The sequence below is a fragment of the Streptomyces sp. NPDC091649 genome (genome assembly GCF_044756785.1).
In the GTDB taxonomy this organism is placed as follows: domain Bacteria; phylum Actinomycetota; class Actinomycetes; order Streptomycetales; family Streptomycetaceae; genus Streptomyces.
In genome coordinates, this window is sequence record NZ_JBIVTR010000013.1 from 162,820 (window position 1) to 185,059 (window position 22,240).

Sequence of the window (22,240 nt, forward strand, 5' to 3'; positions counted from 1 at the left end):
CGCCCGGCGGTCATCGTGGCCGCGGGGCGGGTGGGGGTCAGGTGCGGGTCAGACCCGCTGCCAGAGCGCCGGGACGGCCGCGGGGGTCCAGCCGGGCTGGGCCGTGTGCGCCTGGAGGCAGCGGTAGGTCGCTCCGCCGTACGTCACCGTGGCGCCGGCGGCGTAGGTGGTGCCGGCCGCCCAGGTGCCGCCCGGCGGGTCGGTGGGCGGGTCGGTCGGCGGGTCGGTGGGCGGGTCCGTCGGCCCGCCGCTGGTGACCAGGGTCAGCCCGTACGCCTGGAGCAGCGGGTTGATCGGCTGGAAGTACGTCGTGCCGCCGGAGGAGCAGTTGCCCGAGCCGCCGGAGGTGACGCCCTGCGCCTGGCTGCCGGAGATGTACGAGCCGCCGGAGTCGCCGGGTTCGGCGCAGACGCTCGTGCGGGTCACGCCGGAGATGGTGCCCTCCGGGTAGGTCACGCTGGTGTTGAGCTGCTGGACGGTGCCGCAGTGCCAGCCCGTGGTGGAGCCGGAGCGGCAGACCGAGGCGCCGACGACGGACGCGGTGGACCCGGCGACGGTGACGTCGCCCCGCCCGTAGCCGTTGACCAGCGGACGCGGCGTCCAGTCGGCGTTGGTGGCGACCCAGGCGTAGTCGCGGCCGGGGAAGGTCGAGCCCTGGAAGGTGCCCTGGGCCTGCCGGTTGACACCGGTGGTGGTCGTGCCGACCCGTCCGCAGTGGCCCGCGGTGGCGAAGCCGTTCTGGGTGCCGCGCTTCACCGAGAAGCCGACGGAACAGCGGCCGGAGCCGTTCATGTAGTACGCGTCGCCGCCGCGGATGTCGGCGAGGGCGCGGGGCCGCTCGGCGGACCGGGCGACGGTGACGAGGCCGCCGTCGACCCCGGCCGACTTCCAGAACGCCTGGCCGGCGGCGGTGCTGGCGGCGTTCACGACGACCCGGTTGGCCTCGACGTCGACGTACCAGACGGGCACGTCCTTGGGCGCCTTGCGCAGCGCGGCCCGGTCGAGGGCCTCCTTGACCCCTTCGAGCCGGTCCAGGCTGTGTCCGACGACCTCGGCCTTCGCCCCGGCGGCGGTGATCCGGGCGGTCTCGGAGGCGTCGGTGGTGGCGACGGTCAGGGCCGCCTTCCTACCGCTGACCCGGGCTCCGGCGAAGCTGGCGCCGAGGGACTTCTCCAGCCCGGCGGCGACGGCGGCGGCGCGGTACTCGTTGGCTATCCGGCTGCGGGCGTCGTCCGCGTCCAGGCCGAGGTCGCGCTCCATGGCGGCCAGCAGTCCGGGCGACAGGCTCCCGGCGGACACGGACGGCGCGGTGGTGTCCGCGGGGCCGGCGGACGCCACGCCGGTCAGCCCGGCGACGGCGAGCGCGCCCACGGCCACCGTGGCGGTGCCGGCGGCGAGGGCGCGTCTGCGGAGCGGGGTTCTCTCCACGTAACTCTCCTTGGTTCAGGGGGTGTCCGGGCCCGGCGGGGGTTGGTCCGGACCAGGGAATTGCCGAAACCGTAGCGGCGGTGACGCCCGGGGCAGGAGATCCCGTTCACCCCCCTCCCTCCGCGTTATGGGGCCGCGCGGCGGGTGTTCCGGCCGCCCCCGGCGGGGTACGGAGCCGTTCCCGCGGGCCGGCCGGGCGGAGTGAGGGCCGTCTCCCCTTCGGCGGGGCTCCCGGGTAGGTTCGCCCTCATGCACACAGGGCAACTTCTGGGCTCGGGACGCACCGCCGACGTGTACGCACTCGACGGCTCCTGGGTCCTTCGCCGCTACCGCGACCGCACCGACACCACGGAGGAGCTGGCCGTGATGAGTTACGTCGGCGCCTTCGGGTTCCCGGTTCCGCGCATCGGTCCGCCCGCCGCGGATGCCCGCCCCACGGATCTGGTGCTCCAGCGGCTGACCGGGCCGACCCTGGCCGAGGCCCTGCTGGCGGGGCGGCTGGGGACGGCCGAGGCCGGCGCGCTGCTCGCCCGGCTGCTGCGCGAGCTCCACGGGATACCGCCCCGGGTGTCGGCGAACCCGGAGGACTCCGTGCTCCACCTGGAGCTGCATCCGGAGAACGTGATGCTGACGGAGGGGGGCGCGGTGGTGATCGACTGGTCCACGGCGGCGGAGGGCCCGCCCGGTCTCGACCGGGCGATGTCGGCGCTGACCCTGGCCCGGACCGCGCTCGACCCCCGGTCCCCGGCCGGGGCCGCCGTCCGGCCCCTGCTGACGGCGCTCCTCGGGGAGATCGCCGAGGACGGTGGCGCGTCGCCCGCCGATCTGGCCCTCGCCCGCGCCCGGCAGCGGGCCAACCCGTATCTGACCGACCGGGAGCGGGACTGCCTGGACGGCGCGGTGGACCTGGTGATCGGCTGCGCGCCCTGAAGCCGGGCCCGTCCGGCCGCCGAGGTGCCGGGGTCCGGGGGCGCGGGCCCCGGCGGGGTGCGCTCAGCGGCGGCCGCGCTTCGCTTCCCGCACGCGGCGCAGCCGGTTCACCGTGACCGGGTCCTCGCGCAGCGCCCGCTCGTCCTCGATCAGCGCGTTCAGCAGCTGGTAGTAGCGGACCGGCGAGATCCCCAGCTCCTCGCGGACTGCCCGCTCCTTCGCCCCGGGCCCGGCCCAGGGCCGCCGCTCCATGGCCAGCAGGGCCCGGTCCCGCGCGGACAGCCCGGCGTCCGGTCCCGGAGGCGGAGGGGTCCCGTCGGCGGCGGGGTCGGGGGCGGTCATATCAACCAACCTAACGCCCGCCCCCGACAGCGCGTCCCCGGCCGTGGGCCGGGTGGGCTACTCGGCGGCCTCCGCCTGGGCCGCCTCGGTCGCTATCTCGCCGAGAACGGTCTCGGGGTTGTTGCCCGGTGCGACCGCGTCGCCGATCTTCTTCTTGATCGACTCGCTGGCCGTGGCCCAGGACGTCTTGCCGTAGGGGGTCAGCGTCGAGTTCGGCAGGGCCGCCAGGAACGGGCGCAGCTTCTTGTGCTTCTTGTCGGTCTCCATCGCGGCGGAGGCGCTGCCGGTCACCGGGAGCAGGTCGTACTCCTCGGCGAACTCCAGCACGTTCTCGTCCGAGTAGGCGTAGTCGAGGAACGCGCCGATCTCCTTGCGGTGGCCGTTCTCCTTGAAGCCCATCATCCAGTCGGCCACGCCCATGGAGCCCTTGGTGGGGCCCTCGGAGCCGGGCAGCGGCACCATGCCGACCTCGATGCCCTTGGCCTCGGCCTCGTCCATCAGGGTGGGGTGGCCGTTGAGCATGCCGACCTTGCCGTCGGCGAACGCCTCGAACGCCTTGGCCCGGTCCAGCTTGCCCGGCTCGATGGGACCGGTGAGGCCCTTGCCGACGAGGTTGTCCCGCAGCCAGCGGAACGTGGCGATGTTCTGGGCCGAGTCGATGTCGTAGGCGCCGACCTCGTCGGTGTAGCCGCCGCCGCCGCTGAGCAGCCACATCAGGGTCTCGGCCTGGGCCTCCTCCTGGCCGAGCGGCAGGGCGAACGGGTAGTCGACGCCCTTGGCCTTGAGCGCGGTGGCGTCACTCCGGATGTCGTCCCAGGTCTTGGGGGCGTTCAGGCCCGCCTGGTCGAAGAGCTTCTTGTTGTAGAAGAGAAGCCGGGTGCTGGCGACGAAGGGCAGGCCGTACAGCGTGCCGTCGATCTTGCCCGCGTCGCTGAGCCTCGGCAGGAAGTTCGCCGTGGTGCGGATCGCGAGCGTCTCGTCGGCGGCGTAGAGCTTGCCCGCCTTGGCGTAGTCGGCGTACGCGCCGATCTGGGCGATGTCCGGGGCGTTGCCGGCCTCGACCATCTCGGCGACCTCGCGGTCGACGTCCTTCCAGTGGAGGACGGTGACGTCGACCTTGATGCCGGGGTGCTCCTTCTCGAAGCCCGTCGCGACCCCGCTCCAGTACTTCTCGGAGCTGTTCTCGGGGCCGGTGCCGTAGTCGGCGGCCACCAGTCTGAGCGTGACGTCGCCCGATGCGGCGTCACCGCCGCAGCCCGACAACGTTGCCGTCATACCCAGCGCGGCCACCACCGCGGTCAGACCCAAAAAGCGCCGCTGCACAGCCTCGCCCATCCTCGTCGATCGCCTGCTCACGGACGGTGCGCACGGCGCCGGCCGACGGCCTCTGTTCGGCCGCGGCCATGCCGCCCTGTCCTGGACACCGCCCGGATGAACTGCGATTTTCCCCCATTGCCGACGCGAAGGTCTACACCACCGGCGTATCGCTTCGGCAACGTATACGGGCCCTGGGGGCCACAACTGGCTTGCGGGCACTGGCAGTCGGGAGCCCCGAGCCGTATCTTGGTCCAGACCTTTGGCCCACTTTCCCCCGGTCCGGGCTTCCCATGTGCGACTTTTCGCCAGATAACGACCCTCCTTCGCTCGGTCATCATTTTGTATGGGTGCGCAACAAACCGCGTTAGTGGACTAGACCTTTTGGGGGTCGGCGGGCGAAACTGTCTCCCGTGAGACATGTCATCGCCCTCGATGTGGGCGGCACCGGAATGAAGGCCGCGCTGGTCGGGACCGACGGCACCCTCCTCCACCAGGCGCGGCGGGCCACCGGCCGGGAGCGCGGCGCCGACGCGGTCGTCGAGTCGATCCTCGCGTTCGCGGCGGAGCTGCGCGCCCACGGCGAGGAGCATCTCGGCGAGAGCGCCCTCGCCGCCGGGGTCGCCGTGCCCGGCATCGTCGACGCCGAAAAGGGCATCGCGGTGTACGCCGCGAACCTGGGCTGGCGCGACGTACCGCTGCGCACCCTGCTGGAAAGACGCCTCGGCGTCCCGGTCGCCCTCGGCCACGACGTCCGCACCGGCGGCCTCGCCGAGGGCCGGATCGGAGCCGGGCGGACCTCGGACCGCTTCCTGTTCGTCCCGCTGGGCACCGGGATCGCCGGGGCCATCGGCATCGCGGGCGCCATCGAGGCGGGGGCCCACGGCGACGCGGGGGAGATCGGCCACATCGTGGTCCGCCCGGACGGCCCCGACTGCGGCTGCGGCCAGCGCGGCTGCCTGGAGACGCTGGCCTCCGCCGCCGCGGTGACCCGGGCCTGGGCCGCCGCCTCCGGCGACCCCGGTGCGGACGCCGCGGACTGCGCGAAGGCCGTCGAGTCGGGCGACCCCGCGGCGATCCGGGTCTGGCAGGACGCGATCGACGCACTCGCCGCCGGCCTCGTCACCGCGCTCACCCTCCTCGACCCCGGCACGCTCATCATCGGTGGCGGACTCGCCGAAGCCGGGGAAACCTTGTTCACACCACTGCGTGCGGCCGTCGAGGAACGCCTCACGTTCCAGAAACTGCCCCACATCGTCCCGGCGGCCCTCGGGGACACCGCCGGATGCCTGGGCGCGGGGCTGCTCGCCTGGGATCTACTCTCCACGGAGGTTTCCGCCTGATGGCCCCACGCGCAGCAGACAGCACCGTTCTCGCCGGCGCCCGGGTGGTGCTCCCCACCGGCACCGTCGAGGACGGCCGGGTGGCCGTCGAGGGCTCCCGGATCGCCGGTCGTGCACCGGAGGGCGCCCGGACCGTCGACCTCGCGGGCCACTGGGTGGTCCCCGGCTTCGTGGACATGCACAACCACGGCGGCGGCGGGGCCTCCTTCACCTCCGGCACCGTGGACGAGGTCCTCACCGGCATCCGTACGCACCGCGAGCACGGCACCACCACCATGGTCGCCTCCACGGTCACCGGCGAGATGGACTTCCTCGCCCGGCGCGCGGGCGTCCTGTCCGAGCTGGTCGAGCAGGGCGACCTGGCCGGCATCCACTTCGAGGGCCCGTTCATCTCGCCGTGCCGCAAGGGCGCCCACAGCGAGGAACTGCTGCGCGACCCGGACCCGGCCGAGGTCCGCAAGCTGCTGGACGCCGCGCGCGGCGCCGCCCGGATGTTCACCCTCGCCACCGAGCTGCCCGGCGGCATCGACTCCGTACGGCTGCTCGCCGAGCACGGGGTCATCGCCGCGATCGGCCACACGGACGCGACGTACGAGCAGACCGTCGAGGCCATCGACGCGGGCGCGACCGTCGCCACGCACCTGTTCAACGCGATGCCGCCGCTCGCCCACCGCGAGCCCGGTCCGATCGCCGCCCTCCTGGAGGACGACCGGATCACCGTCGAGCTGATCAACGACGGCACGCATCTGCACCCGGCCGTCCTGGAGCTGGCCTACCGCCACAAGGGCGCGGGCCGCGTCGCGCTGATCACGGACGCGATGGACGCCGCCGGCTTCGGCGACGGCCGGTACCAACTCGGTCCGCTCGCGGTCGAGGTCACCGACGGGGTGGCCCGGCTGGTGGAGGGCGGCTCGATCGCCGGCTCCACGCTCACCCTGGACACCGCGTTCCGGCGGGCGGTCGTCCTCGACCGCATCCCCGTCGAGGACGTCGTCCGGTCCATCTCCGCCAACCCCGCCCGGCTGCTCGGCGTCGACGACCGGGTCGGCTCGCTGGAGGCGGGCAAGGACGCCGACCTGGTGGTCCTCGACGAGGACTTCGTCCTCAAGGGCGTCATGCGCCGGGGCGAGTGGATCATCGAGCCCAAGACGGCCTGAGCCCCGCGGAGCAGCCGCTCCCCGCATAACGAAGAGATGGCGGTCGGGCCCCCGGACTGGGCCCGGCCGCCTTCCCTTTGACATGATCAACAGGCTCGTACCACCGGCTCGGCGGTACGCGGCACCACCGGTGTCCGGGAACACCGGGCCACGGACCGGCGGACCGAGGGAGGGACCGGAAGGTGATCCTGACCGTCACCCTGAACACGGCGCTCGACGTGACGTACACCGTCGACGCGCTCGTCCCGCACAGCAGCCACCGGGTCGGCGAGGTCACCGAACGCCCCGGCGGCAAGGGACTCAACGTCGCCCGGGTCCTCGGGGCGCTGGGCCACGAGAGCGTCGTCACCGGCTTCGCCGGAGGCCCGACCGGGGACGTCCTGCGGTCCCTGCTCGCCCCGCTCCCGCCGCGCGACGCCCTCGTGGCCGTCGCCGGGAACACTCGCCGCACCCTGGCGGTCACCGACCGCTCGACCGGCGACACCACCCAGCTCAACGAACCGGGACCGCAGGTGAGCCCCGCCGAATGGGCCGCGTTCCTGCGGACGTACGAGGGGCTGGTCGCCGGAGCCGACGCGGTCGCCCTCTGCGGCAGTCTGCCGCCCGGCATCCACGTCGGGGCCTACGCGGAACTGATCCGGATCGCCCGCGCCGCCGCCGTGCCCGTGCTCCTGGACACCAGCGGAGAACCGCTGCGCCGGGGCATCGCCGCCCGCCCCGACCTGGTCAAGCCGAACGCGGAGGAACTGGCCCGGCTGACCGGCTCCCGCGAACCCCTGCGCGCCGCGGGGGACGCCCGCCGGCGGGGCGCCCACGCCGTGATCGCGTCCCTGGGCCCGGAGGGGGTGCTCGCGCTCACCCCGGACGGCGTCTGGCGGGCCGCTCCGCCCGCGCCCGTGCGCGGCAACCCGACCGGTGCGGGCGACTCCGCGGTGGCCGGGCTGCTCTCCGCCCTGACCGAGGGCCTTCCCTGGCCGGAGCGGCTGGCCCGGGCGGTGGCCCTGTCGACGGCGACCGTGCTGTCCCCTACGGCCGGCGAGTTCGACGCGGCGGCCTACGCCGACCTGCTGCCCCGCGTCACCGTTGAAGCGCACACGCCGACGCCCTGACCCGGCCGCCGCGCCTCAAGCGTTCCGGCGCGCGACCGGCCGGGACCGCCCTACACCATCGCCGACACCGCGCCCCGGATGCCGAACAGCGACTGCCCGTAGATCTCGGCAGCCACCTCGGGGTTGAGGACGGCGTGGCGGCTCCCGGTCTCGATGTCGCGCCAGACGCGCTGGAGCGGGTTGGACTCGCCGAAGCCCGAAGCGCCCTGGGCCGAGCACACGACGCGGACCGCCTCACGCGCGTGGACCGCCGCCCTGCCCGCGTCCATCCGCATCCGTGCCCGGGCGTCGTAATCGGGGAACACCCCGGCCCGCGCGGCCTCGTCGAGGTCGGCGGCGGCGCGGTAGGCGTGCAGTCGGGCGGAGTCAGCGAGCGACGCCGCCTCGGCCATGGCGAGCTGGACGGTGGGGGCCTCGGCCTGGGTGGCGTAGCTCGTCATGGTCAGTGATCGCCGCGGGGCCCTCTCCGTCAGGAGATCGACAGCGGCGGCGGCCAGCCCGAGCAGGGGCCCGGTCAGCACGAGCGCGGCGGCCGGCACGAACGGCGCCCGGTAGAGCGCCTCGCCGGTGAAGGGTGTGGCGTAGCGGCCCTCGACGGCGTCGGGGACGGAGTGGAAGCGGTGCGCGGGCACGAACAGGTCCTCGCCCGTGAGCGTGTTCGACGCGGTGCCGCGCAGGCCCGCCACGAACCAGGTGTCCTCGACGGTCAGCTCCGGCATCGGCGCCAGCACGATGCCGACGGCGTCCGGCGTGCCCTCGGCGTCCGGCCGGGTGACGCCGAGGACCGCCCAGTCGGCGTGGGCGCACCCGGAGGCCGGGGCCCAGCGCCCGCTCACCCGGTACCCGCCCTCGACCGGGTGCGCGGTTCCCGAGGGGGTCACGACGCCGGCGACCCGGGCGTCGGGGGTCCCGGCCCAGACGTCGTCCTGGGCCCGGGCGGGGAAGAGGCCGACGAACCACGCGTTGGCGTTGAGCAGGGAGGCCACCCAGGCGGTGGAGCCGCAGGCACGCCCGACCTCGCGGCCGACCTCCAGCAGGGTGCGGTAGTCGGTCTGCAGGCCACCGTAGCGGGCGGGCCGCATCAGCGAGAGCAGCCCGGCCTCGGCCAGGGCGGCCACGTTCTCCACGGGTACTCCGCGCTCGCGGTCGGTCGGATCGGCGTTGCCCTCCAGCAGCGGTCGCAGCGCGGCTGCGCGCTCGACGAGATCGGCCCGCAGCGTGCGCGCGGCGTCGGTGGTGCGGGGGGCGTCCATGATGATGCTCATGCGTCGTCACTCCGGGGTCGGCGGTCGTGCGGGGAAGGGGTCAGCTCGCGACTGCGAGCGGGGAGTGGGTGCCGAAGACCCGGCGCGCGTAGACCAGCGGGGCGGCGGGGGTCGACTCGGCCTCCTCGACCTGCACGACGAGCAGGATGTGGTCACCGCCGTCCACGTGGCGTTCGACGCGTCCCGCTGTCCAGCCGGCGGACTCGGGCAGGAAGGGCAGTCCGGCGCGGACGGTCCAGTCGACGCCGTCGAACTTCAGGCCCGGTCCCCGGCTCCGGCGGGCGAACGTCGACGCCAGTTCCCGCTGGTGGGCGCCGAGGATGTTCACCCCCACCCGGTCACCCGGCTGGAGGTGGGCCAGCAGGCCCGAGGAGCGGTCCAGGGCGAAGCTCACCAGCGGAGGGGCGAGCGAGAGCGAGGCGAAACTCGACACGGTGCTGCCGTGCGGCCGCCCGTCGGCGGTCATCGCCGTCACCACGGTGACCGGGGCGCACACCCCGCTCATCAGCTCGACGAAGGTCTCTTGGTCGATCATCGTACGTCTCCCGGTGGGTTCGGTTCCGTCTGTCGGGATGCGTGGCCTCGTGGATCACCACGCCCGACACCACGAATTCAACTCCGGTTCCCGGCAAGGCGCTTGGGCTGCCGGCTCAGAATCCCGGCCCTCCTTTGGGCCGGCGCGGCGGTCCGGCCGCGACCCGGCGCGTCGGGCTCGCCCCGGCGGGAGAGCCCCCGCCCCGACCTCACGAGAGCCCCGGCCCGACCTCACGAGAGCCCCGCCTCGACGTCGGGGGAGCCCACCTCTCGGCCTCGTGAGGCAGGAGGACCGCGTCCCCCAGTTCCTCGGCGAGCGCCAGAGCGGTGTGGAGGACGAAGCGGCGGTCGTCGAGGTCATGCCCCAGCACCTCCTGGGCCCGCTTCACGCGGTAGGTCACGGTCCCCCTGGCCACGTGCAGGCGCCGGGCGACCTCCATCAGGCTGCGCTCGGCGCCGATGTAGTGGTACAGCGTGGTCCTCAGCGCCTCCATCGGTGCGCCGGGGGCGGCGAGCTCGCCGAGCTCCCGTCGGACGAAGTCGCCGGCGGCGGCGAGGTCGGTGGCCAGCAACGCGACGGCGGCGACGTCGGCGTAGGCGGTCGCGTGCCGGGGAACCCGCCCTGCCTCGCGCCGCAGCCGCTCGACCCTCTCACCGCGTTCGGCCTCGCGGTGGGAGCGGCGGAAACCCGCGACACCGCCACCGGAGGTCCCGAATGCCGCCCGCATCCCCTGCTCGGACAGGCTCTCCGCGACGGCCTCCCACGCACCGGCCGGGCCCGTGCCGTCCGGGGGTACGGCGCCCCACGCCCACAACCGCCCCGAGGCCACGGGCACGACCAGCGTCGCGGTGGCGCCCCGGGCCCGGAGCGCCTCGGTCGCCGCCGCCTGGAGCGCGGGGCCGCCGTGCGGCGAGTCCGACCACACCACGACCGCCTCATGGGTCCGCCGCAGGTCGTAGCCGAGGACACGCGACGCCTCGCCGACGTCCGCCGTCGCGACGTCGCCCAGCAGGGAACGCACGACGTCGGCCCGTGCCGCGGCCGCGCTGGTGCTCCACACCTCGTGCTCCACGAGGTAGGTGCGGATCATGGCGTCGGAGAGGTCATCGACGTACGAGAACAGCTCGCGGGAGACCGCCGTGACCTCGTCGAGGGCCGGCTCCGGTGCGACGTGCTCGGCACAGGCCCGCAGGAACGCCTCGGCCGTCGCCGCGTGCCCGGTCCTGACACCCTGGAGCACCTGTTCGAGCGGTACGCCCCGGTGTACGAATTCACGGATGCCCTCCAGGGTCGCCTCTCCGAGGGGCGGGGCGGCGGCCGGGCCCTCAGCGAGCGTGAGCAGCGCCCGGAAGGTGGTCGCCTCATTGCCTCGGCGGAGCATCTCGACCGTGGCCGGAGTGCCGCCGAGCGCGGGCACCTCGTCGATGATCCGCCGTACGACCGCGGAGTTCAGTTCGATCGCCCAGCCCACGGGGCCCGACCCGACGCGCGCGACGGCGCCCTCGACGACCGTGCGCGGGCAGGCCGCCCCGTCGAGACCGCCCTCGCCGCGCGGGGCGAGCCGTGCGACCCAGTCCCTCCGCGGCCGCCGTCGTCCCGTGTCCGTCACACTGCCCTCTCTCGGTCCAGGTCATCGCGTCGGGAGTGACCCCACGCCGGGCAGCCGGGGCGCCTGCGCCGGGGCGGAGGTCCCGGCCCCGGGGCCGGTCGGGCCGGCCGTGCGACGTCAGCCCGCGGCGAGGGCTTTGCCGGCGGCGGTGGCGGCTTCCTGGGCGGCCCGCTTCAGCTGGTCGCCGAGTTCGGCGAACCGGTCGAGCTCAGGCTTGATGCCGACGAGCGTGAACTCGCGCTCGACAACGGTTAGTTCGGCACCCCAGGCGTCGGCGAGAACCCGGCGCAAATACGGGGTGCTGTGGTCCCAGCCCTCCTTCGGGGTGCCCTTGGAGTAGTTGCCGCCCCGGGTGGTCACCAGGACGACCGGCTTGCCGTCGAGGACGCGGTCGCCGGCAGTGCCCCCGGCGACGACGGCGCCGGCGATGACCAGGTCGATCCAGTTCTTCACGTGGGCGGACACGCCCCAGTTATAGAGGGGGAACGCGAGGAGCACGGCGTCGGCCGAGACCACCTCGTCGTACAGCTCCTTGGCCAGGGCGCCCGCCGCCTCCTGTTCGGCGCTGCGCCGGCCCTCGGGGGTGTTGTGCGCGGCGTCCACGGTGATCGCCCACGCGTCCGCCGGCAGCGGGTCGGTGGCCAAGTGGCGGGTCACGACCCTCTCGCCCGGGCGCCCGGCGGCCCATTCGGCCAGGACCAGGTCGGCCAGCTCCTTGCTGGCCGAGATCGGGCCGAGGATGCTCGCGTCGATCCGCAGAAGGGTCATGGGTGGCTCCCTGGAGATTGCCGTGCCGTGAGCGCGCCCGGACCTCCCGGCCCGGCGCGCACCATGGATTGAATGTTCAACCCACAGCGCGATACTGACACGGTGCTATTGAATGTTCAATCCGATGAGAGCTGTTCCGCCTTCGCCGCTGGATCGGCGCGCGGTGTCGGACGCGGTGCGTCGCAAGACGGAGGTACGCCCGCGTACGGGATGTGTTCGGGATGCATGCGGGTTGCATGCGGGTTGCATGCGGGTTGCATGCGGGCTTTCCGGCAACGCGGCGTGGCGCCGTGGCGGTCGCCGTGCGCCCGCCAGGGGCGACAGGGCAGCAGCCCTTAGGCTGTAGGCGTGAGTGAGGACGCCCTTTGGCTGGCACCGACGCAGCGTTACGCCTGGATGCAGCTGACGGGCGCGATCACGCAGCTGCCTGCGGTGATCGACGCCCAGCTGCGCCGCGACTCCGGCCTGCACTTCTTCGAGTACTCGATCCTGGCCGGTCTGTCCGGCGCCCCGCACCGGGCGATGAAGATGGCCACACTGGCGCAGATGGCCAACGGCTCCCAGTCGCGCCTGTCACACGCGGTCAGCCGGCTTGAGAAGGCCGGCTGGGTCGAGCGGCGCAACTGCGTGGAGGGCTCCCGCTCGGTCGAGGCCGTCCTCACCGACGCCGGCCACGAGAAGATCGCCGAGGCCGCCCCGTTCCACGTACGGGAGGTCCGGCGCATGGTCGTCGACGCCCTGAGCGACGAGGAGCTGGGCCAGCTGAGCAACGCGCTGCGCAAGATCCTGCTGGTGGCCTCACCCGAGACGGTCCGGTTCCTCGACGAGACCTTCGCCGAGAGCGGGCACGTCCCACCGGAGTGAGGCGGGGCGGGTGAGGCCGGCGGGGCGGGCTTCCGGCTCCAGCCGGCCGGTCAGCCCGGCGCCGGCGCAACCGCACCGCACCGGCCTGCCCGCCGGTCAGCCGCGAGAGCTGATCAGCCGCGCCGATGGAGCGTCGGAGCCCTCCTCCGCCTCGCAGCCGCACGCACCGGATCCCGCCCCTTTTGATCCGGCCTGGTCCGGCCTGATCTGGCCTGATCCGGACGAAGACCCTAGCTCTTGATGTGGCCGGACTTCAGCTCCAGCTGGTCGAGGTTGGCGTCGCACTCGTCGCCCGTCTCGCACGACAGCTTGAGGGTGTTGGAGCCCTTGTCGAGCTGGACGTACGCGTACGTGTTCGTCCAGCCCTTCTCCAGATCCCCCTCGGCGGCCTTCGCGAAGTTCTTCATGTTGATGGAGCGGGGCTCCTGCGCGTTGACCGTCAGGGTGGTCTTCGCGTCCTTGCCGGGCACGCCGTAGGTCACGTACAGGGTGTACGCGCCGGCCTCGGGAACCTCGACCGTCCAGGTGGCCGACCGGCCGACCTCGTTCAGGTTGATGTAGTTGCCGTTGGCGCCCTTGGCGCCCTTGACCGTGGAGTCCAGGGCCGCCGTGCCGCCCAGCGTCAGCGTCGCCGCGTCCTGCTTCGGCAGCTCGACCGGCTCCGGGGTCTCCTCGGGCTTCTTCTCCGGCTTCTTCGACTCCTCGACCTGGCCGGCGGGCCCCTGCGAGGAGGACGCCTCGTCCTTCTTGTCGTCCTTGTCGCCGTCGTCGCCCGTGAGCAGGGCTGCGCCGATGCCGATGACGACGACCGCGACCACGGCGACCGCCGCGATCAGGAGCGCCTTCGTGTTGGGGCCGCCGCGGCCCGGACCGCCGCCGTGACCGCCCTGCCCCGGAGGCTGCCCGCCGGGCGCGCCGCCGGGGTAGGTCTCGGGGGCCGCGTACTGCGGGTTCGGCCGCTGGTGCTGCTGTGCGGGCTGGCCGTACTGCTGGGGCGGGTAGCCGTACCCGCCCTGCTGCTGCGGCACCTGCTGCTGGCCGTACTGGCGCTCGCCGACGGCACGCACCTGGTTGTAGGACGTTCTGGGCACGCCCGGCTGCGCGGCCGGGCCGGGGTAGCCGTAGCCTCCCTGGCCGGGCGGCTGGGCTCCTGCCGCCTGTCCGTCCGCGTACAGGTAGCCGAACGGATCGTCGTCCTCGGGCTTGCTCGCGCCGTTGTTTCCGGCCGTCATCCCTGGGTCACTCCTCACCATGTCGCCAGCCGTCGCCGACCGGCCGAGCCTACCTCGAACGGAGCAGTCGCCGAATTGCCCTCAGCTGCCCGGGCGACCTTCGGCGAACGGGTACGGGGCGGAGAAGAAACGGGTCGTGAACGTCATCCGGCCCGGCGGTGAACCTTCGAGCGGGACCGCTTTTCCACGTACATCCGCTGGTCGGCGGAGCGCAGGACCTCTTCCACGGTCATTCCGCACTCGGCCCAGCCGATGCCGAAACTCGCCCCGACCCGGACCGCCCGGCCGTCGACCCTAATGGGCGGAATAATGGCATTTCTCAGGCGAACGGCCAGGTCAGCGGCGTCCGCCGCCCCGAGGCCGTCGGCGAGGACGACGAATTCGTCACCCCCGAGCCGTGCGACGGTGTCGCCGTCGCGCACACAGGTGCTCAGCCGCCGGGCCACCTCGATGAGGACGGCGTCGCCGGTGTGGTGCCCGAAGCGGTCGTTGATGGACTTGAAGCCGTCGAGGTCGCAGAAGAGGACCGCGAGCCCCTTCGCCCCGTCGTCGTGCTCCGGGTCGGGGGCCACCGTGTGCACGTGGTGGTCGTAGGGCCCGCCGCCGGGGACCGCCTCCCCCTCGTAGCCGTCGGACCGGTAGCCGTGGGTGAGGGACGACTCGACGTCCCCGTACGCCGCGTCCAGGGCCTCGATCGCGGTGGCGGCCGGGGAGTGCGGGCGCTCGCAGATCCGGTCGCTGAGCCGCGATCTCAGCTCGGCGCTGTTGGGCAGGCCGGTCAGGGCGTCGTGCGAGGCGCGGTGGGCGAGGTTCAGTTCGTGCCGCTTGCGCTCCTCTATGTCCTCGACGTGGGTGAGCAGGAAGCGCGGCCCGTCCGCGGTGTCGGCGACGACCGAGTTGCGCAGCGAGACCCAGAGGTAGGTGCCGTCCCGGCGGCTCAGCCGCAGCTCGGCCCGGCCGCCCTCGGCGGAGGTGCGCAGCAGGGTGCCGATGTCCTCGGGGTGGACGAGGTCGGCGAAGGAGTAGCGGCGCAGGACGGAGGCGGGGCGGCCGAGCAGCCGGCACAGGGCGTCGTTGGTGCGCAGCAGCCGGCCGTGCTGGTCGCCGCCCATCTCGGCGATGGCCATGCCGCTGGGCGCGTACTCGAATGCCTGCCGGAAGGACTCCTCGCTGGCCCGCAGCGCCTGCTGCTCGCGCTCCAGGCGGACCAGGGCGCGCTGCATGTTGGCCCGCAGCCGGGCGTTGCTGATCGCGATGGCGGCCTGGGAGGCGTACATCTGGAGCGCTTCGCGCCCCCACGCTCCGGGGCGGCGCCCGTTGCGCGGCCGGTCGACGGATATGACCCCGAGGAGGTCCCGGCCGCTCCCGGAGGCGTACATCGGGGCGTAGAGCCGGTCCAGCGGATGCCACTCGTCCTCGAAGCGGGGTTCGGGCCCCTCGGTGTGCCACTGGGGCACGTCGTCGTCGAGGAGGACCCAGCCCTCGGTGTGCGGGATGAACCGGAGGTCGTCCCACGCCTCGCCCATGGAGAGCCGGCGGTCCCAGGAGGCGCGGGAGCCGACGCGGCCGGTGATGAGCGCCTCCGCCGCGGCGTTGCCCGCGAAGGCGGCGATGACGAGATCGCCGTCCGGCCGGACCAGGTTGACGCAGCCCAGCTCGTAACCGAGGCCCGAGACGATCCCGTCGGCCACGGTCTGCAGCGTGTCCGCCAGACTCCGCGCCGTATTGAGATCAGCGACGGCCTGATGCAGCTGCCGCATGGTCGCCAGGCGGACGTACGGTTCCGACTCGGCCTCCATCGCTCGCACTCCCCGAGACCTCGACAGCAACTCCAGGTTTCATATCGACGTACTTGTTGCAGTGTCACGGCCACTGAATCACAGTGAGCTGTGCACCCGGTACACAGGGTCAGCAGAAAATGGACTCTGTGACTCAAGTCACAACAGATGACCGGGGTATTCCGGTGACTCAGGGCGACGACTGTCGTTCTGCCCCCGTTCCACCGTTGTTCACCGACGAGCGGCAAGGACGGGCTCCGCGTGCGTGCGCCCGGCGCACGCTCCCGTTCGGGAGACCTAGGACCGGCCTGGTCCCCTGGCCCGATGCGACCGCCCGCCCCGCGCGGTTAGCGTCGGTGACGTGCTCCAGACGAAACCCCCCACCCCGCGCCCCGAGCCCATCCCCCATGCTGAGGGAGTGAGCAACGACGAGTTCCGCGCCGCACTCGCGCGGCTGGCCGCCGGGGTGGTGCTGGTCACCGCCCAGGAACCGCCCCTCGACGACGACGGCCGGGGCGAGGATGTGGGCATGACGGCCACCGCCTTCATGTCGGTGTCCCTGGATCCGCCCCTGGTGACGGTGAGCCTGCGCAACGGCTCCCGGATGGACGACCTGCTGGACGAACAGCCGTTGTGGGCGGTCTCCGTCCTGGCCGCGAGCCAGCGGCACATCGCGGGGCGGTTCGCCATGAAGGGCCGGATCAGCGACCGGCTGCTGTTCGAGGACGTCCCGTACGTTCGGGGCGAGGTGACGCACGCACCGCTGATCGGCGGGGCGCTGGCGACGCTGGAGTGCCGCACCGAGCAGCGCGTGGTGGCCGGGGACCACACCCTGGTGATCGGGCGGGTGCTCACGGCGGAACTGCCGAGCGCGGAGGGCGATCCGCTGACGTACTTCAAGGGCCGTTACCGCCAGTTGGGCTGACCGCCACGCCCTGGCGGGGCCTCCGGGAAAGCCGGCGGGCCCCGGCCGGACGTCCTCGACCGGCCGGGGCCCGCCGGTCGAGCCGCGGCGCGGGTCCACTGCCGGCCGGACCGCGGCGGGGGCCCGCCGACCGGGTTGCACCGGCCGGGTTCCGGCGGCGTCGGCGCGGTCTACCAGTCGCGGCCCGAGCGCCCGCGCTTGGTGTCGCCGCGCTGCTTCTTCTCGCGCAGCCTGCGCTCGTTGATGCCGCGCGGGATCTTCCGCTTGATCCGGGGCTTGGGCGGCGGCGCGGTGGCTTCGGCCAGGAGGGCGGCGAGCCGTACGGCGGCCGTCTCGCGGTTGCGCCACTGGGAGCGGTGCTCGGAGGCGCGTACGGAGACCACTCCGCCCACCAGCCTGCCCGCGAGCCGCTCCAGCGCCCGCGCCTTCCACACCTCGGGGAGCGCGTCGGTCGCCGCGAGGTCGAAGCGCAGCTCCACCTGGGAGTCGCTGGTGTTGACGTGCTGGCCGCCGGGGCCGGAGGACCGCGAGAAACGCCACATGAGCTCGGCCTCCGGGAGGGAGACCGCACCGCGGATGACATAGGGCCCGGACATGACACCCATGCTCCCTTCCCCGCGCCCTGTTCGTCACCTTCTTTTGCGCCCGGATGCGCGTCGGGCCGCTCGGCCGGTCCCCCGCACGGGCCGCGCGCGCGTGCCCCTCTGGTCCTTCCGTCCTCGGCGGCCCTCCCCGGTCCTCGGCAGTCCCTCCCCGGTCCTCGTCGAGCCGAGGGTTTGGGCCCCTTCGGGGCGAAGTTCGGCAAAGAAAGTAAAGCGACCAGGAACCTCGTGGTCTGCTGCTTGCGTTATGACGGGTGACGGTAGCTTTCGTGATGGCACGAAAGCCCGCACACGACGAGGAAAGGGACTTCCCATGGCAGTAAGCCTGTCCAAGGGCGGCAACGTCTCGCTCACCAAGGAGGCACCGGGCCTTACCGCCGTCACGGTCGGCCTCGGCTGGGACGTCCGCACCACCACCGGCACCGACTTCGACCTCGACGCCTCGGCGATCGCGGTCAACCCGGAGGGGAAGGTCGTCTCCGACGGCCACTTCGTCTTCTTCAACAACAAGTCGACGCCGGACCAGACCATCGTGCACACCGGTGACAACGTCACGGGTGAGGGCGAGGGCGACGACGAGCAGATCAACGTCAACCTGGCGGGTCTCCCGGCCGACGTGGACAAGATCGTCTTCCCGGTCTCCATCTACGACGCCGAGAACCGCAGCCAGAACTTCGGCCAGGTCCGGAATGCGTTCATCCGCATCCTGAACCAGGCCGGCGGCGCCGAGATCGCCCGTTACGACCTGAGCGAGGACGCCGCCACCGAGACCGCCATGGTCTTCGGCGAGCTCTACCGCAACGGCGCCGAGTGGAAGTTCCGCGCGGTCGGCCAGGGGTACGCCTCCGGCCTGCGCGGCATCGCCCAGGACTTCGGCGTCAACCTCTGACCCGAGCGCACACCTGCTCCACCGAGCCCCCGGCCGCCCTGGCGGCCGGGGGCTCCGGCGCGTGTCAGGGCTCCCCGGCCCCCGTCGGCGGCCGGCTTCCGCCGTACAGCCAGGCGTCCCACAGCGCCGCCAAGTCCTGCCCCGTCTCCTCCTCCACATGGGCGGTGAAGTCGTCGGTCGAGGCGTTGGCGTGCCGGTGGGCGCTCGTCCACCCCTTGATCAGGGCGAAGAACGCCCGGTCGTCGTTCATGGCGAGCCGGACGCGGTGCACGGCCATCGCCCCGCGCCCGTAGACCGGCGGCTCGGACAGCTCGGCGGCGGTCGGCGGCTCCGCGGGCGGGAAGGCCCAGTTCGCGTCGTCCGCGTAGGCCGCCTCGAAGCTCTCCCGGACGGGCACGCCCTCGTGGTCGGCGGCCCACAGCCACTCCGCGTAGGTCGCGAAGCCCTCGTTCAGCCACATGTCCCGCCAGCTCGCGGGGGTGACGGAGTTCCCGAACCACTGGTGGGCCAGTTCGTGGACGAGCAGCGCGGTGTCGGGCGGGCCGGGGAACACGGGGCGGTTCTGGGTCTCCAGGGCGTACGACGAGTCACCCGCCCTCTCGACGATCGCCCCGGCCGACGTGAAGGGGTAAGGGCCGAACCGTTTCGCCGACCATGCCAGCACCTCCGGAATACGTGCCAGCACGTCCGCGCTCGCCGCCGCCGACCGCGGGTCCACGGCGGTGAACAGCCGGATGCCGTCCGGGGTCACCGACTCCCGCGTGGTGAACCGCCCCACGGCGACGGTCACCAGATAGCTCGCCATCGGCTCGGCGGCCCGCCAGCGGTAGGCGGTGCGCCCGTTCGCCGTACGCCGGGACACCAGCTCCCCGTTGGAGATCCCCGCGAGCCCTTCGGGGACGGTGATCCCGATGTCGTACGTCGCCTTGTCGCTCGGGTGGTGGTTGCCGGGGAACCACGCCATCGACCCGGCGGGCTCGCCGAGGGCCACCGCGCCGTCCGCCGTCCGCAGCCAGCCCTCCTTGGACCCGTCCGGATCGGTGACCGTCTCCGGGGAACCGGAGTAGCGCACGACGACGGTGAACGTACGCCCCTCGCGCAACCGGTCCTCGACCGCGGACGCCGGACGCAGCGTCAGCTCCCTGCCCGCCCGGTTCACGGCGGCCGGGCGGCCCTCGACCGTGGCTCCGGCCACCTCCAGCCCGGCCAGGTCGAGGTGAAAGGCGCTCAGGTCCTGGGTGGCACGGGCGGTGATCGTGGCCGTGCCGCGCAGCCGGTCCGCGGCCGGGTCGACGTCGAGCTCCAGGCCGTAGTGGGTGACGTCGTAGCCGCCGTTGCCGAGCCCGGGGAAGTACGGGTCGCGCAGTCCGGCCGCGCCGGGGGTCCCCTCGACCCCGCCCGTGCAGCCCCCGCCGAGGAGAGCCAGCGCGAGGACGAGCGGCAGGCGGCCGCGGACGGCGCGCCGCCGGTCCGGGGCGGGGGCCGGGGTTCGGTGGTCCACGCGGTCGATCCTAGAGACGCCCTTGCGGGCCGGGATGTCCGACTCCCGGAAGGAGCCGCCCGCCTCGGGGGAAGAACGGGCGGCTCCGGCTCAGAGGATGGCGATTCCGAGCGGTCGGTTGCCTGCCTTCAGGCGCACGGGCTGGCTCTTCGCGTCCGCCAGGTCGACGACCGTCACGCCGTTCCAGTACCCCTCACGGGTGAAGCCGCCGGTGACGTACGCCGTGCGGCCGTCCTTGGACACCGTCACGTCCTCGTGCGGCCCGTCCAGCGGGACGAGGCGTTCCTCCCCCTCGGGGCCGCGGACGGTGAGCGAGGCGTCCTCGTCGTCCGCTCCGATCGGGCCGGTGCCCACCACGAGGAGGGTGCCGCCGGGGGCGAGGGCCGCGCCGTGCTGGTGGGTGTTCGCGGTCATCGGCTCGACGGTCACCTCGCCGGTACGCGGGTCGAGGACGGCGAGCCGCTCCCCCTCGAAGGGCAGCAGCAGCATCCCGTCCTCGGGGCGTACGACGGCGTAGTGCGGCTTCAGCCAGGAGCCGAGCCCGCCCTGTGTGCCGTACGGCGCGACTTCCATGCGCCGGGTCTCCAGCGAGCGGACGTCCACCGCGGTCACGTCGAAGGAGTCGTGGTCGGTGGCGTACACCTCACGGCCGTCCGGTGACACGTCCACGTCGAAGGGGCGGCGGCCGACCGGCGCGGTGCCGGTGACCTCGCGGGTCGCGGTGTCGATGACCTCGACCGTGCCGTCGCCGCCGGGCACGTTGACCCCGACGTAGACGTGCTTCCCGTCCGGGGCCAGGGCGATGCCCATGCCGCCGCCCCGGTACTCGCCGGTGGTGACCGGGCCGGACTCCGTCTCGTACGGGACGAGCGCGAGCCGGGTCCGCTTCCGTGTGTCGACCACCGCGACACCCTCGGCGGTGGCGACCCAGGCCCGCCCGTCCTCGCCGACGACGAGCCCGTAGGGCGCGGTGCCGGCCTTCACCGAGGCGATGGGGGCCCCGCCCTTCCCGGACCCGTCCCGGCCCGGGTCGACGAAGGTCACGGTGTCGCCGCCGAAGTCGGCGACGAGGAGCGTGCCTTCGGGGGTACGTCCGGCGGGGGCGCGCGAGGGGCCGGTCGGCACCACGGCGCCGGACGCGGCCGAGGCGGTGGACGGGCCCGGGGTGGCGGTGGCCGCGTCGCCGTCGCCGGTCGCGCACCCGGCGAGCAGGGCGACGGCGGCGAGGCCGAGGACCGCGCGAGGGGCGCGGGGCCCGTGGCCGGGCCGAGGCCCGGGTCCGGGTGCGGGCACGGGTGCCTGCCGGGCCCGGGCGGCGCGGGCGGCGCGGGCGGCGCGGGCGGCGCGGGGGCCGGGGCGCGCGGTCACGCGGGGTCCCGCAGCAGGGCCGCCAGTTCGGCGAGGCCGCGCCGCTCGGCGTGGGCCAGGGGCGTCACGCCGTCGGCGTCGGGCAGGTCCCGCGTCGCCCCGGCGGCGAGCAGCAGCTCCACGACCTGCTGGTGCGCGAGCCCGCCCTCGCCGAGGATCACCGCCTCCAGCAGGGCGGTCCAGCCGAGCCGGTTGACATGGTCGACGTCGATGTCGGTGGCCCGCAGCACCTCCCGTACGTAGGCGACGTGGCCGCGTTCGCTCGCCGGGATGAGGCAGACGCCGCCGAACCGGTTGCGCAGGGTCAGGTCCGGGCCGGCCGGGAGCAGCACGTGCAGCATCGCGACGCTGCCGGTGACGCCGGTGACCAGCCACGGGCTGTCCTCGCGCCGGTCCTGGGCGTCCGGGTCGGCGCCGGCGGCCACGAGCAGCCGGGCCGCTTCGACGTGGTCGCCGATGACGGCGAGGAGCAGCGGCGTCCGCAGTTCCTCGTCGCGGACGTCGACCCGAGCACCGCCCTCGATCGCGGTGCGCACACCTTCGGTGTCGCCGGCGCGTGCGGCGGTGAGCAGGTCGTGATCGAGGGGGTTCACGGGTACTCCGTTCCTGGTTGTGCCGGTGCGGTCGGCGGCTACCGGGCGAGGGCCGCGACGCCCGCCCGGGCGAACTTCTCGTCGAGGTCGCCGCTGGGCGCGCCGGCCACGCCGATGCCCGCGACCGGAGCGCCCTTGACCTGCACCGGGGCGCCGCCCCCGAGGAACAGGGTGCCAGGGATGTCCTTGAGGTTGGGGGCCTGCTCCAGGCGCTTGACCAGCTCGGAGGTGGGGGCGTTCCAGGAGACGGCGGTGTACGCCTTCTTCACGGCGGACTCCGGGGACTGCGGGCCCGCGCCGTCGCCGCGCAGGGTGACGATGGTGTTGCCGTTGCGGTCCACGACCGCGACGGAGATCCGCTGGTTCTCCTTCTTCGCCGCGTCCAGCGTGGCCTGCGCGGCCTTGGTGGCGGCGGCCACGGTCAGGTGCGTGCTGCTCTGGAGGTTCCGGTTGCCGGTGTCGGCCTTGACCGCGGCGGCGGGGGCGGCCGCCGGGGAGGAGGCGCTCGCGGACATCGCCCCGAACGTGCCGGCTCCGAGGGCGGCGACGACGACGGCACCGGTGAAGACACGGGTGCGCAGCGACAGCTTCTTCATGGTGGCTCCGTAAGGTGTTAGGCGGCCCGGGAGGGCCGGATGTGGCTGATGGTGTCTTGCCATTTGTGGCTCCCAAGGAGTGGCCGTCCGGC

General features: G+C 73.6%; 21 protein-coding genes. 7 read left to right on the forward strand and 14 right to left on the reverse strand.

The features are described from left to right. Window positions 1-48: 48 nt before the first annotated feature. Window positions 49-1,428: a carbohydrate-binding protein gene (locus tag ACIQMU_RS22275; RefSeq protein ID WP_352242816.1), complete on the reverse strand. Its 1,380-nt coding sequence runs from the start codon at window positions 1,426-1,428 to the stop codon at window positions 49-51. A 249-nt stretch (window positions 1,429-1,677) separates the two neighbouring features. Here ACIQMU_RS22275 and ACIQMU_RS22280 point away from each other — a divergent pair, with 249 nt between their 5' ends. Next, entirely contained in the window at window positions 1,678-2,358 is a 681-nt protein-coding gene (locus ACIQMU_RS22280) for a phosphotransferase (protein ID WP_402689521.1), read from the forward strand. A 63-nt stretch (window positions 2,359-2,421) separates the two neighbouring features. On the opposite strand, the gene ACIQMU_RS22285 is transcribed toward ACIQMU_RS22280, so the two are convergent. Continuing rightward, the gene (locus tag ACIQMU_RS22285; protein ID WP_402689522.1) at window positions 2,422-2,700 is read right to left on the reverse strand and encodes a DUF3263 domain-containing protein; all 279 of its coding nucleotides are present in this window, start codon (window positions 2,698-2,700) and stop codon (window positions 2,422-2,424) included. Window positions 2,701-2,757: 57 nt separating this feature from the next. Further along, the gene (locus ACIQMU_RS22290) at window positions 2,758-4,035 is read right to left on the reverse strand and encodes an extracellular solute-binding protein (protein WP_352242819.1); all 1,278 of its coding nucleotides are present in this window, start codon (window positions 4,033-4,035) and stop codon (window positions 2,758-2,760) included. A gap of 431 nt (window positions 4,036-4,466) precedes the next feature. On the opposite strand from ACIQMU_RS22290, the gene ACIQMU_RS22295 reads away from it, so the two are divergent. The 3 genes from ACIQMU_RS22295 to ACIQMU_RS22305 all read left to right on the forward strand — a co-directional run bounded on the left by ACIQMU_RS22295 (window position 4,467) and on the right by ACIQMU_RS22305 (window position 7,623). Continuing rightward, a complete protein-coding gene (locus ACIQMU_RS22295) occupies window positions 4,467-5,357 on the forward strand; it encodes an ROK family protein (protein ID WP_402689531.1) in 891 nt (296 codons plus the stop codon). Beyond that, a complete protein-coding gene (gene nagA / locus ACIQMU_RS22300) occupies window positions 5,357-6,514 on the forward strand; it encodes an N-acetylglucosamine-6-phosphate deacetylase (protein WP_352242821.1) in 1,158 nt (385 codons plus the stop codon). The genes ACIQMU_RS22295 and nagA overlap by 1 nt, the downstream gene beginning before the upstream one ends. Before the next feature lie 182 nt (window positions 6,515-6,696). Next, window positions 6,697-7,623 carry a 1-phosphofructokinase family hexose kinase gene (locus ACIQMU_RS22305; protein ID WP_352242822.1) on the forward strand — a complete coding sequence of 309 codons (927 nt, stop codon included), beginning with the start codon at window positions 6,697-6,699 and terminating at the stop codon, window positions 7,621-7,623. A gap of 50 nt (window positions 7,624-7,673) precedes the next feature. Here the strand turns inward: ACIQMU_RS22305 and ACIQMU_RS22310 are convergent, their stop codons facing one another. The 4 genes from ACIQMU_RS22310 to ACIQMU_RS22325 form a co-directional block, all read right to left on the reverse strand. After that, window positions 7,674-8,888: an acyl-CoA dehydrogenase family protein gene (locus ACIQMU_RS22310; protein ID WP_352242823.1), complete on the reverse strand. Its 1,215-nt coding sequence runs from the start codon at window positions 8,886-8,888 to the stop codon at window positions 7,674-7,676. A 40-nt stretch (window positions 8,889-8,928) separates the two neighbouring features. Further along, window positions 8,929-9,423 (reverse strand): flavin reductase family protein, encoded by a 495-nt coding sequence (locus tag ACIQMU_RS22315; protein WP_352242824.1) that lies wholly within the window; start codon window positions 9,421-9,423, stop codon window positions 8,929-8,931. A 208-nt stretch (window positions 9,424-9,631) separates the two neighbouring features. Continuing rightward, the gene (locus ACIQMU_RS22320; protein WP_402689523.1) at window positions 9,632-11,032 is read right to left on the reverse strand and encodes a PucR family transcriptional regulator; all 1,401 of its coding nucleotides are present in this window, start codon (window positions 11,030-11,032) and stop codon (window positions 9,632-9,634) included. 117 nt (window positions 11,033-11,149) lie between these two features. Further along, entirely contained in the window at window positions 11,150-11,800 is a 651-nt protein-coding gene (locus ACIQMU_RS22325; protein WP_352242826.1) for an NAD(P)H-dependent oxidoreductase, read from the reverse strand. Between the two features lie 348 nt (window positions 11,801-12,148). Between ACIQMU_RS22325 and ACIQMU_RS22330 the strand changes: the two genes are divergently transcribed. Beyond that, window positions 12,149-12,664 carry a MarR family winged helix-turn-helix transcriptional regulator gene (locus ACIQMU_RS22330; protein ID WP_352242827.1) on the forward strand — a complete coding sequence of 172 codons (516 nt, stop codon included), beginning with the start codon at window positions 12,149-12,151 and terminating at the stop codon, window positions 12,662-12,664. Window positions 12,665-12,894: 230 nt separating this feature from the next. Here the strand turns inward: ACIQMU_RS22330 and ACIQMU_RS22335 are convergent, their stop codons facing one another. Together ACIQMU_RS22335 and cdgB are read right to left on the reverse strand one after the other, a co-directional pair. Beyond that, window positions 12,895-13,896, reverse strand: coding sequence for a carbohydrate-binding protein (locus ACIQMU_RS22335; protein WP_352242828.1), 1,002 nt, complete (start codon window positions 13,894-13,896; stop codon window positions 12,895-12,897). A gap of 143 nt (window positions 13,897-14,039) precedes the next feature. Further along, entirely contained in the window at window positions 14,040-15,695 is a 1,656-nt protein-coding gene (cdgB, locus tag ACIQMU_RS22340) for a diguanylate cyclase CdgB (RefSeq protein WP_352242829.1), read from the reverse strand. A 397-nt stretch (window positions 15,696-16,092) separates the two neighbouring features. Between cdgB and ACIQMU_RS22345 the strand changes: the two genes are divergently transcribed. Continuing rightward, on the forward strand, window positions 16,093-16,599 hold the full coding sequence (locus ACIQMU_RS22345; RefSeq protein ID WP_352242830.1) for a flavin reductase family protein: 507 nt from the start codon (window positions 16,093-16,095) through the stop codon (window positions 16,597-16,599). 170 nt (window positions 16,600-16,769) lie between these two features. Here the strand turns inward: ACIQMU_RS22345 and arfB are convergent, their stop codons facing one another. Beyond that, entirely contained in the window at window positions 16,770-17,204 is a 435-nt protein-coding gene (gene arfB, locus ACIQMU_RS22350) for an alternative ribosome rescue aminoacyl-tRNA hydrolase ArfB (RefSeq protein WP_352242831.1), read from the reverse strand. Between the two features lie 310 nt (window positions 17,205-17,514). Here arfB and ACIQMU_RS22355 point away from each other — a divergent pair, with 310 nt between their 5' ends. Next, on the forward strand, window positions 17,515-18,090 hold the full coding sequence (locus ACIQMU_RS22355; RefSeq protein WP_352242832.1) for a TerD family protein: 576 nt from the start codon (window positions 17,515-17,517) through the stop codon (window positions 18,088-18,090). A gap of 64 nt (window positions 18,091-18,154) precedes the next feature. On the opposite strand, the gene ACIQMU_RS22360 is transcribed toward ACIQMU_RS22355, so the two are convergent. From ACIQMU_RS22360 to ACIQMU_RS22375, 4 genes are all read right to left on the reverse strand, one after another. Further along, window positions 18,155-19,591 carry a M1 family metallopeptidase gene (locus ACIQMU_RS22360; RefSeq protein WP_402689524.1) on the reverse strand — a complete coding sequence of 479 codons (1,437 nt, stop codon included), beginning with the start codon at window positions 19,589-19,591 and terminating at the stop codon, window positions 18,155-18,157. A 90-nt stretch (window positions 19,592-19,681) separates the two neighbouring features. Further along, window positions 19,682-20,959 carry a hypothetical protein gene (locus ACIQMU_RS22365; RefSeq protein WP_402689525.1) on the reverse strand — a complete coding sequence of 426 codons (1,278 nt, stop codon included), beginning with the start codon at window positions 20,957-20,959 and terminating at the stop codon, window positions 19,682-19,684. Continuing rightward, the gene (locus tag ACIQMU_RS22370; protein WP_352242833.1) at window positions 20,956-21,552 is read right to left on the reverse strand and encodes an ankyrin repeat domain-containing protein; all 597 of its coding nucleotides are present in this window, start codon (window positions 21,550-21,552) and stop codon (window positions 20,956-20,958) included. Before ACIQMU_RS22370 ends, ACIQMU_RS22365 begins: the two co-directional genes overlap by 4 nt. 38 nt (window positions 21,553-21,590) lie before the next feature. Beyond that, the gene (locus ACIQMU_RS22375; protein WP_402689526.1) at window positions 21,591-22,148 is read right to left on the reverse strand and encodes a heme-binding protein; all 558 of its coding nucleotides are present in this window, start codon (window positions 22,146-22,148) and stop codon (window positions 21,591-21,593) included. Window positions 22,149-22,240 lie beyond the last annotated feature (92 nt).

Coding starts and splice junctions, on each gene's coding strand:
- ACIQMU_RS22315 (WP_352242824.1), bottom strand. CDS start 9,423: ATGATCGACCAAGAGACCTTCGTCGAGCTGATGAGCGGGGTGTGCGCC.
- ACIQMU_RS22280 (WP_402689521.1), top strand. CDS start 1,678: ATGCACACAGGGCAACTTCTGGGCTCGGGACGCACCGCCGACGTGTAC.
- ACIQMU_RS22285 (WP_402689522.1), bottom strand. CDS start 2,700: ATGACCGCCCCCGACCCCGCCGCCGACGGGACCCCTCCGCCTCCGGGA.
- ACIQMU_RS22325 (WP_352242826.1), bottom strand. CDS start 11,800: ATGACCCTTCTGCGGATCGACGCGAGCATCCTCGGCCCGATCTCGGCC.
- arfB (WP_352242831.1), bottom strand. CDS start 17,204: ATGGGTGTCATGTCCGGGCCCTATGTCATCCGCGGTGCGGTCTCCCTC.
- ACIQMU_RS22295 (WP_402689531.1), top strand. CDS start 4,467: ATGAAGGCCGCGCTGGTCGGGACCGACGGCACCCTCCTCCACCAGGCG.
- ACIQMU_RS22290 (WP_352242819.1), bottom strand. CDS start 4,035: ATGGGCGAGGCTGTGCAGCGGCGCTTTTTGGGTCTGACCGCGGTGGTG.
- nagA (WP_352242821.1), top strand. CDS start 5,357: ATGGCCCCACGCGCAGCAGACAGCACCGTTCTCGCCGGCGCCCGGGTG.
- cdgB (WP_352242829.1), bottom strand. CDS start 15,695: ATGGAGGCCGAGTCGGAACCGTACGTCCGCCTGGCGACCATGCGGCAG.
- ACIQMU_RS22375 (WP_402689526.1), bottom strand. CDS start 22,148: ATGAAGAAGCTGTCGCTGCGCACCCGTGTCTTCACCGGTGCCGTCGTC.
- ACIQMU_RS22335 (WP_352242828.1), bottom strand. CDS start 13,896: ATGACGGCCGGAAACAACGGCGCGAGCAAGCCCGAGGACGACGATCCG.
- ACIQMU_RS22355 (WP_352242832.1), top strand. CDS start 17,515: ATGGCAGTAAGCCTGTCCAAGGGCGGCAACGTCTCGCTCACCAAGGAG.
- ACIQMU_RS22310 (WP_352242823.1), bottom strand. CDS start 8,888: ATGAGCATCATCATGGACGCCCCCCGCACCACCGACGCCGCGCGCACG.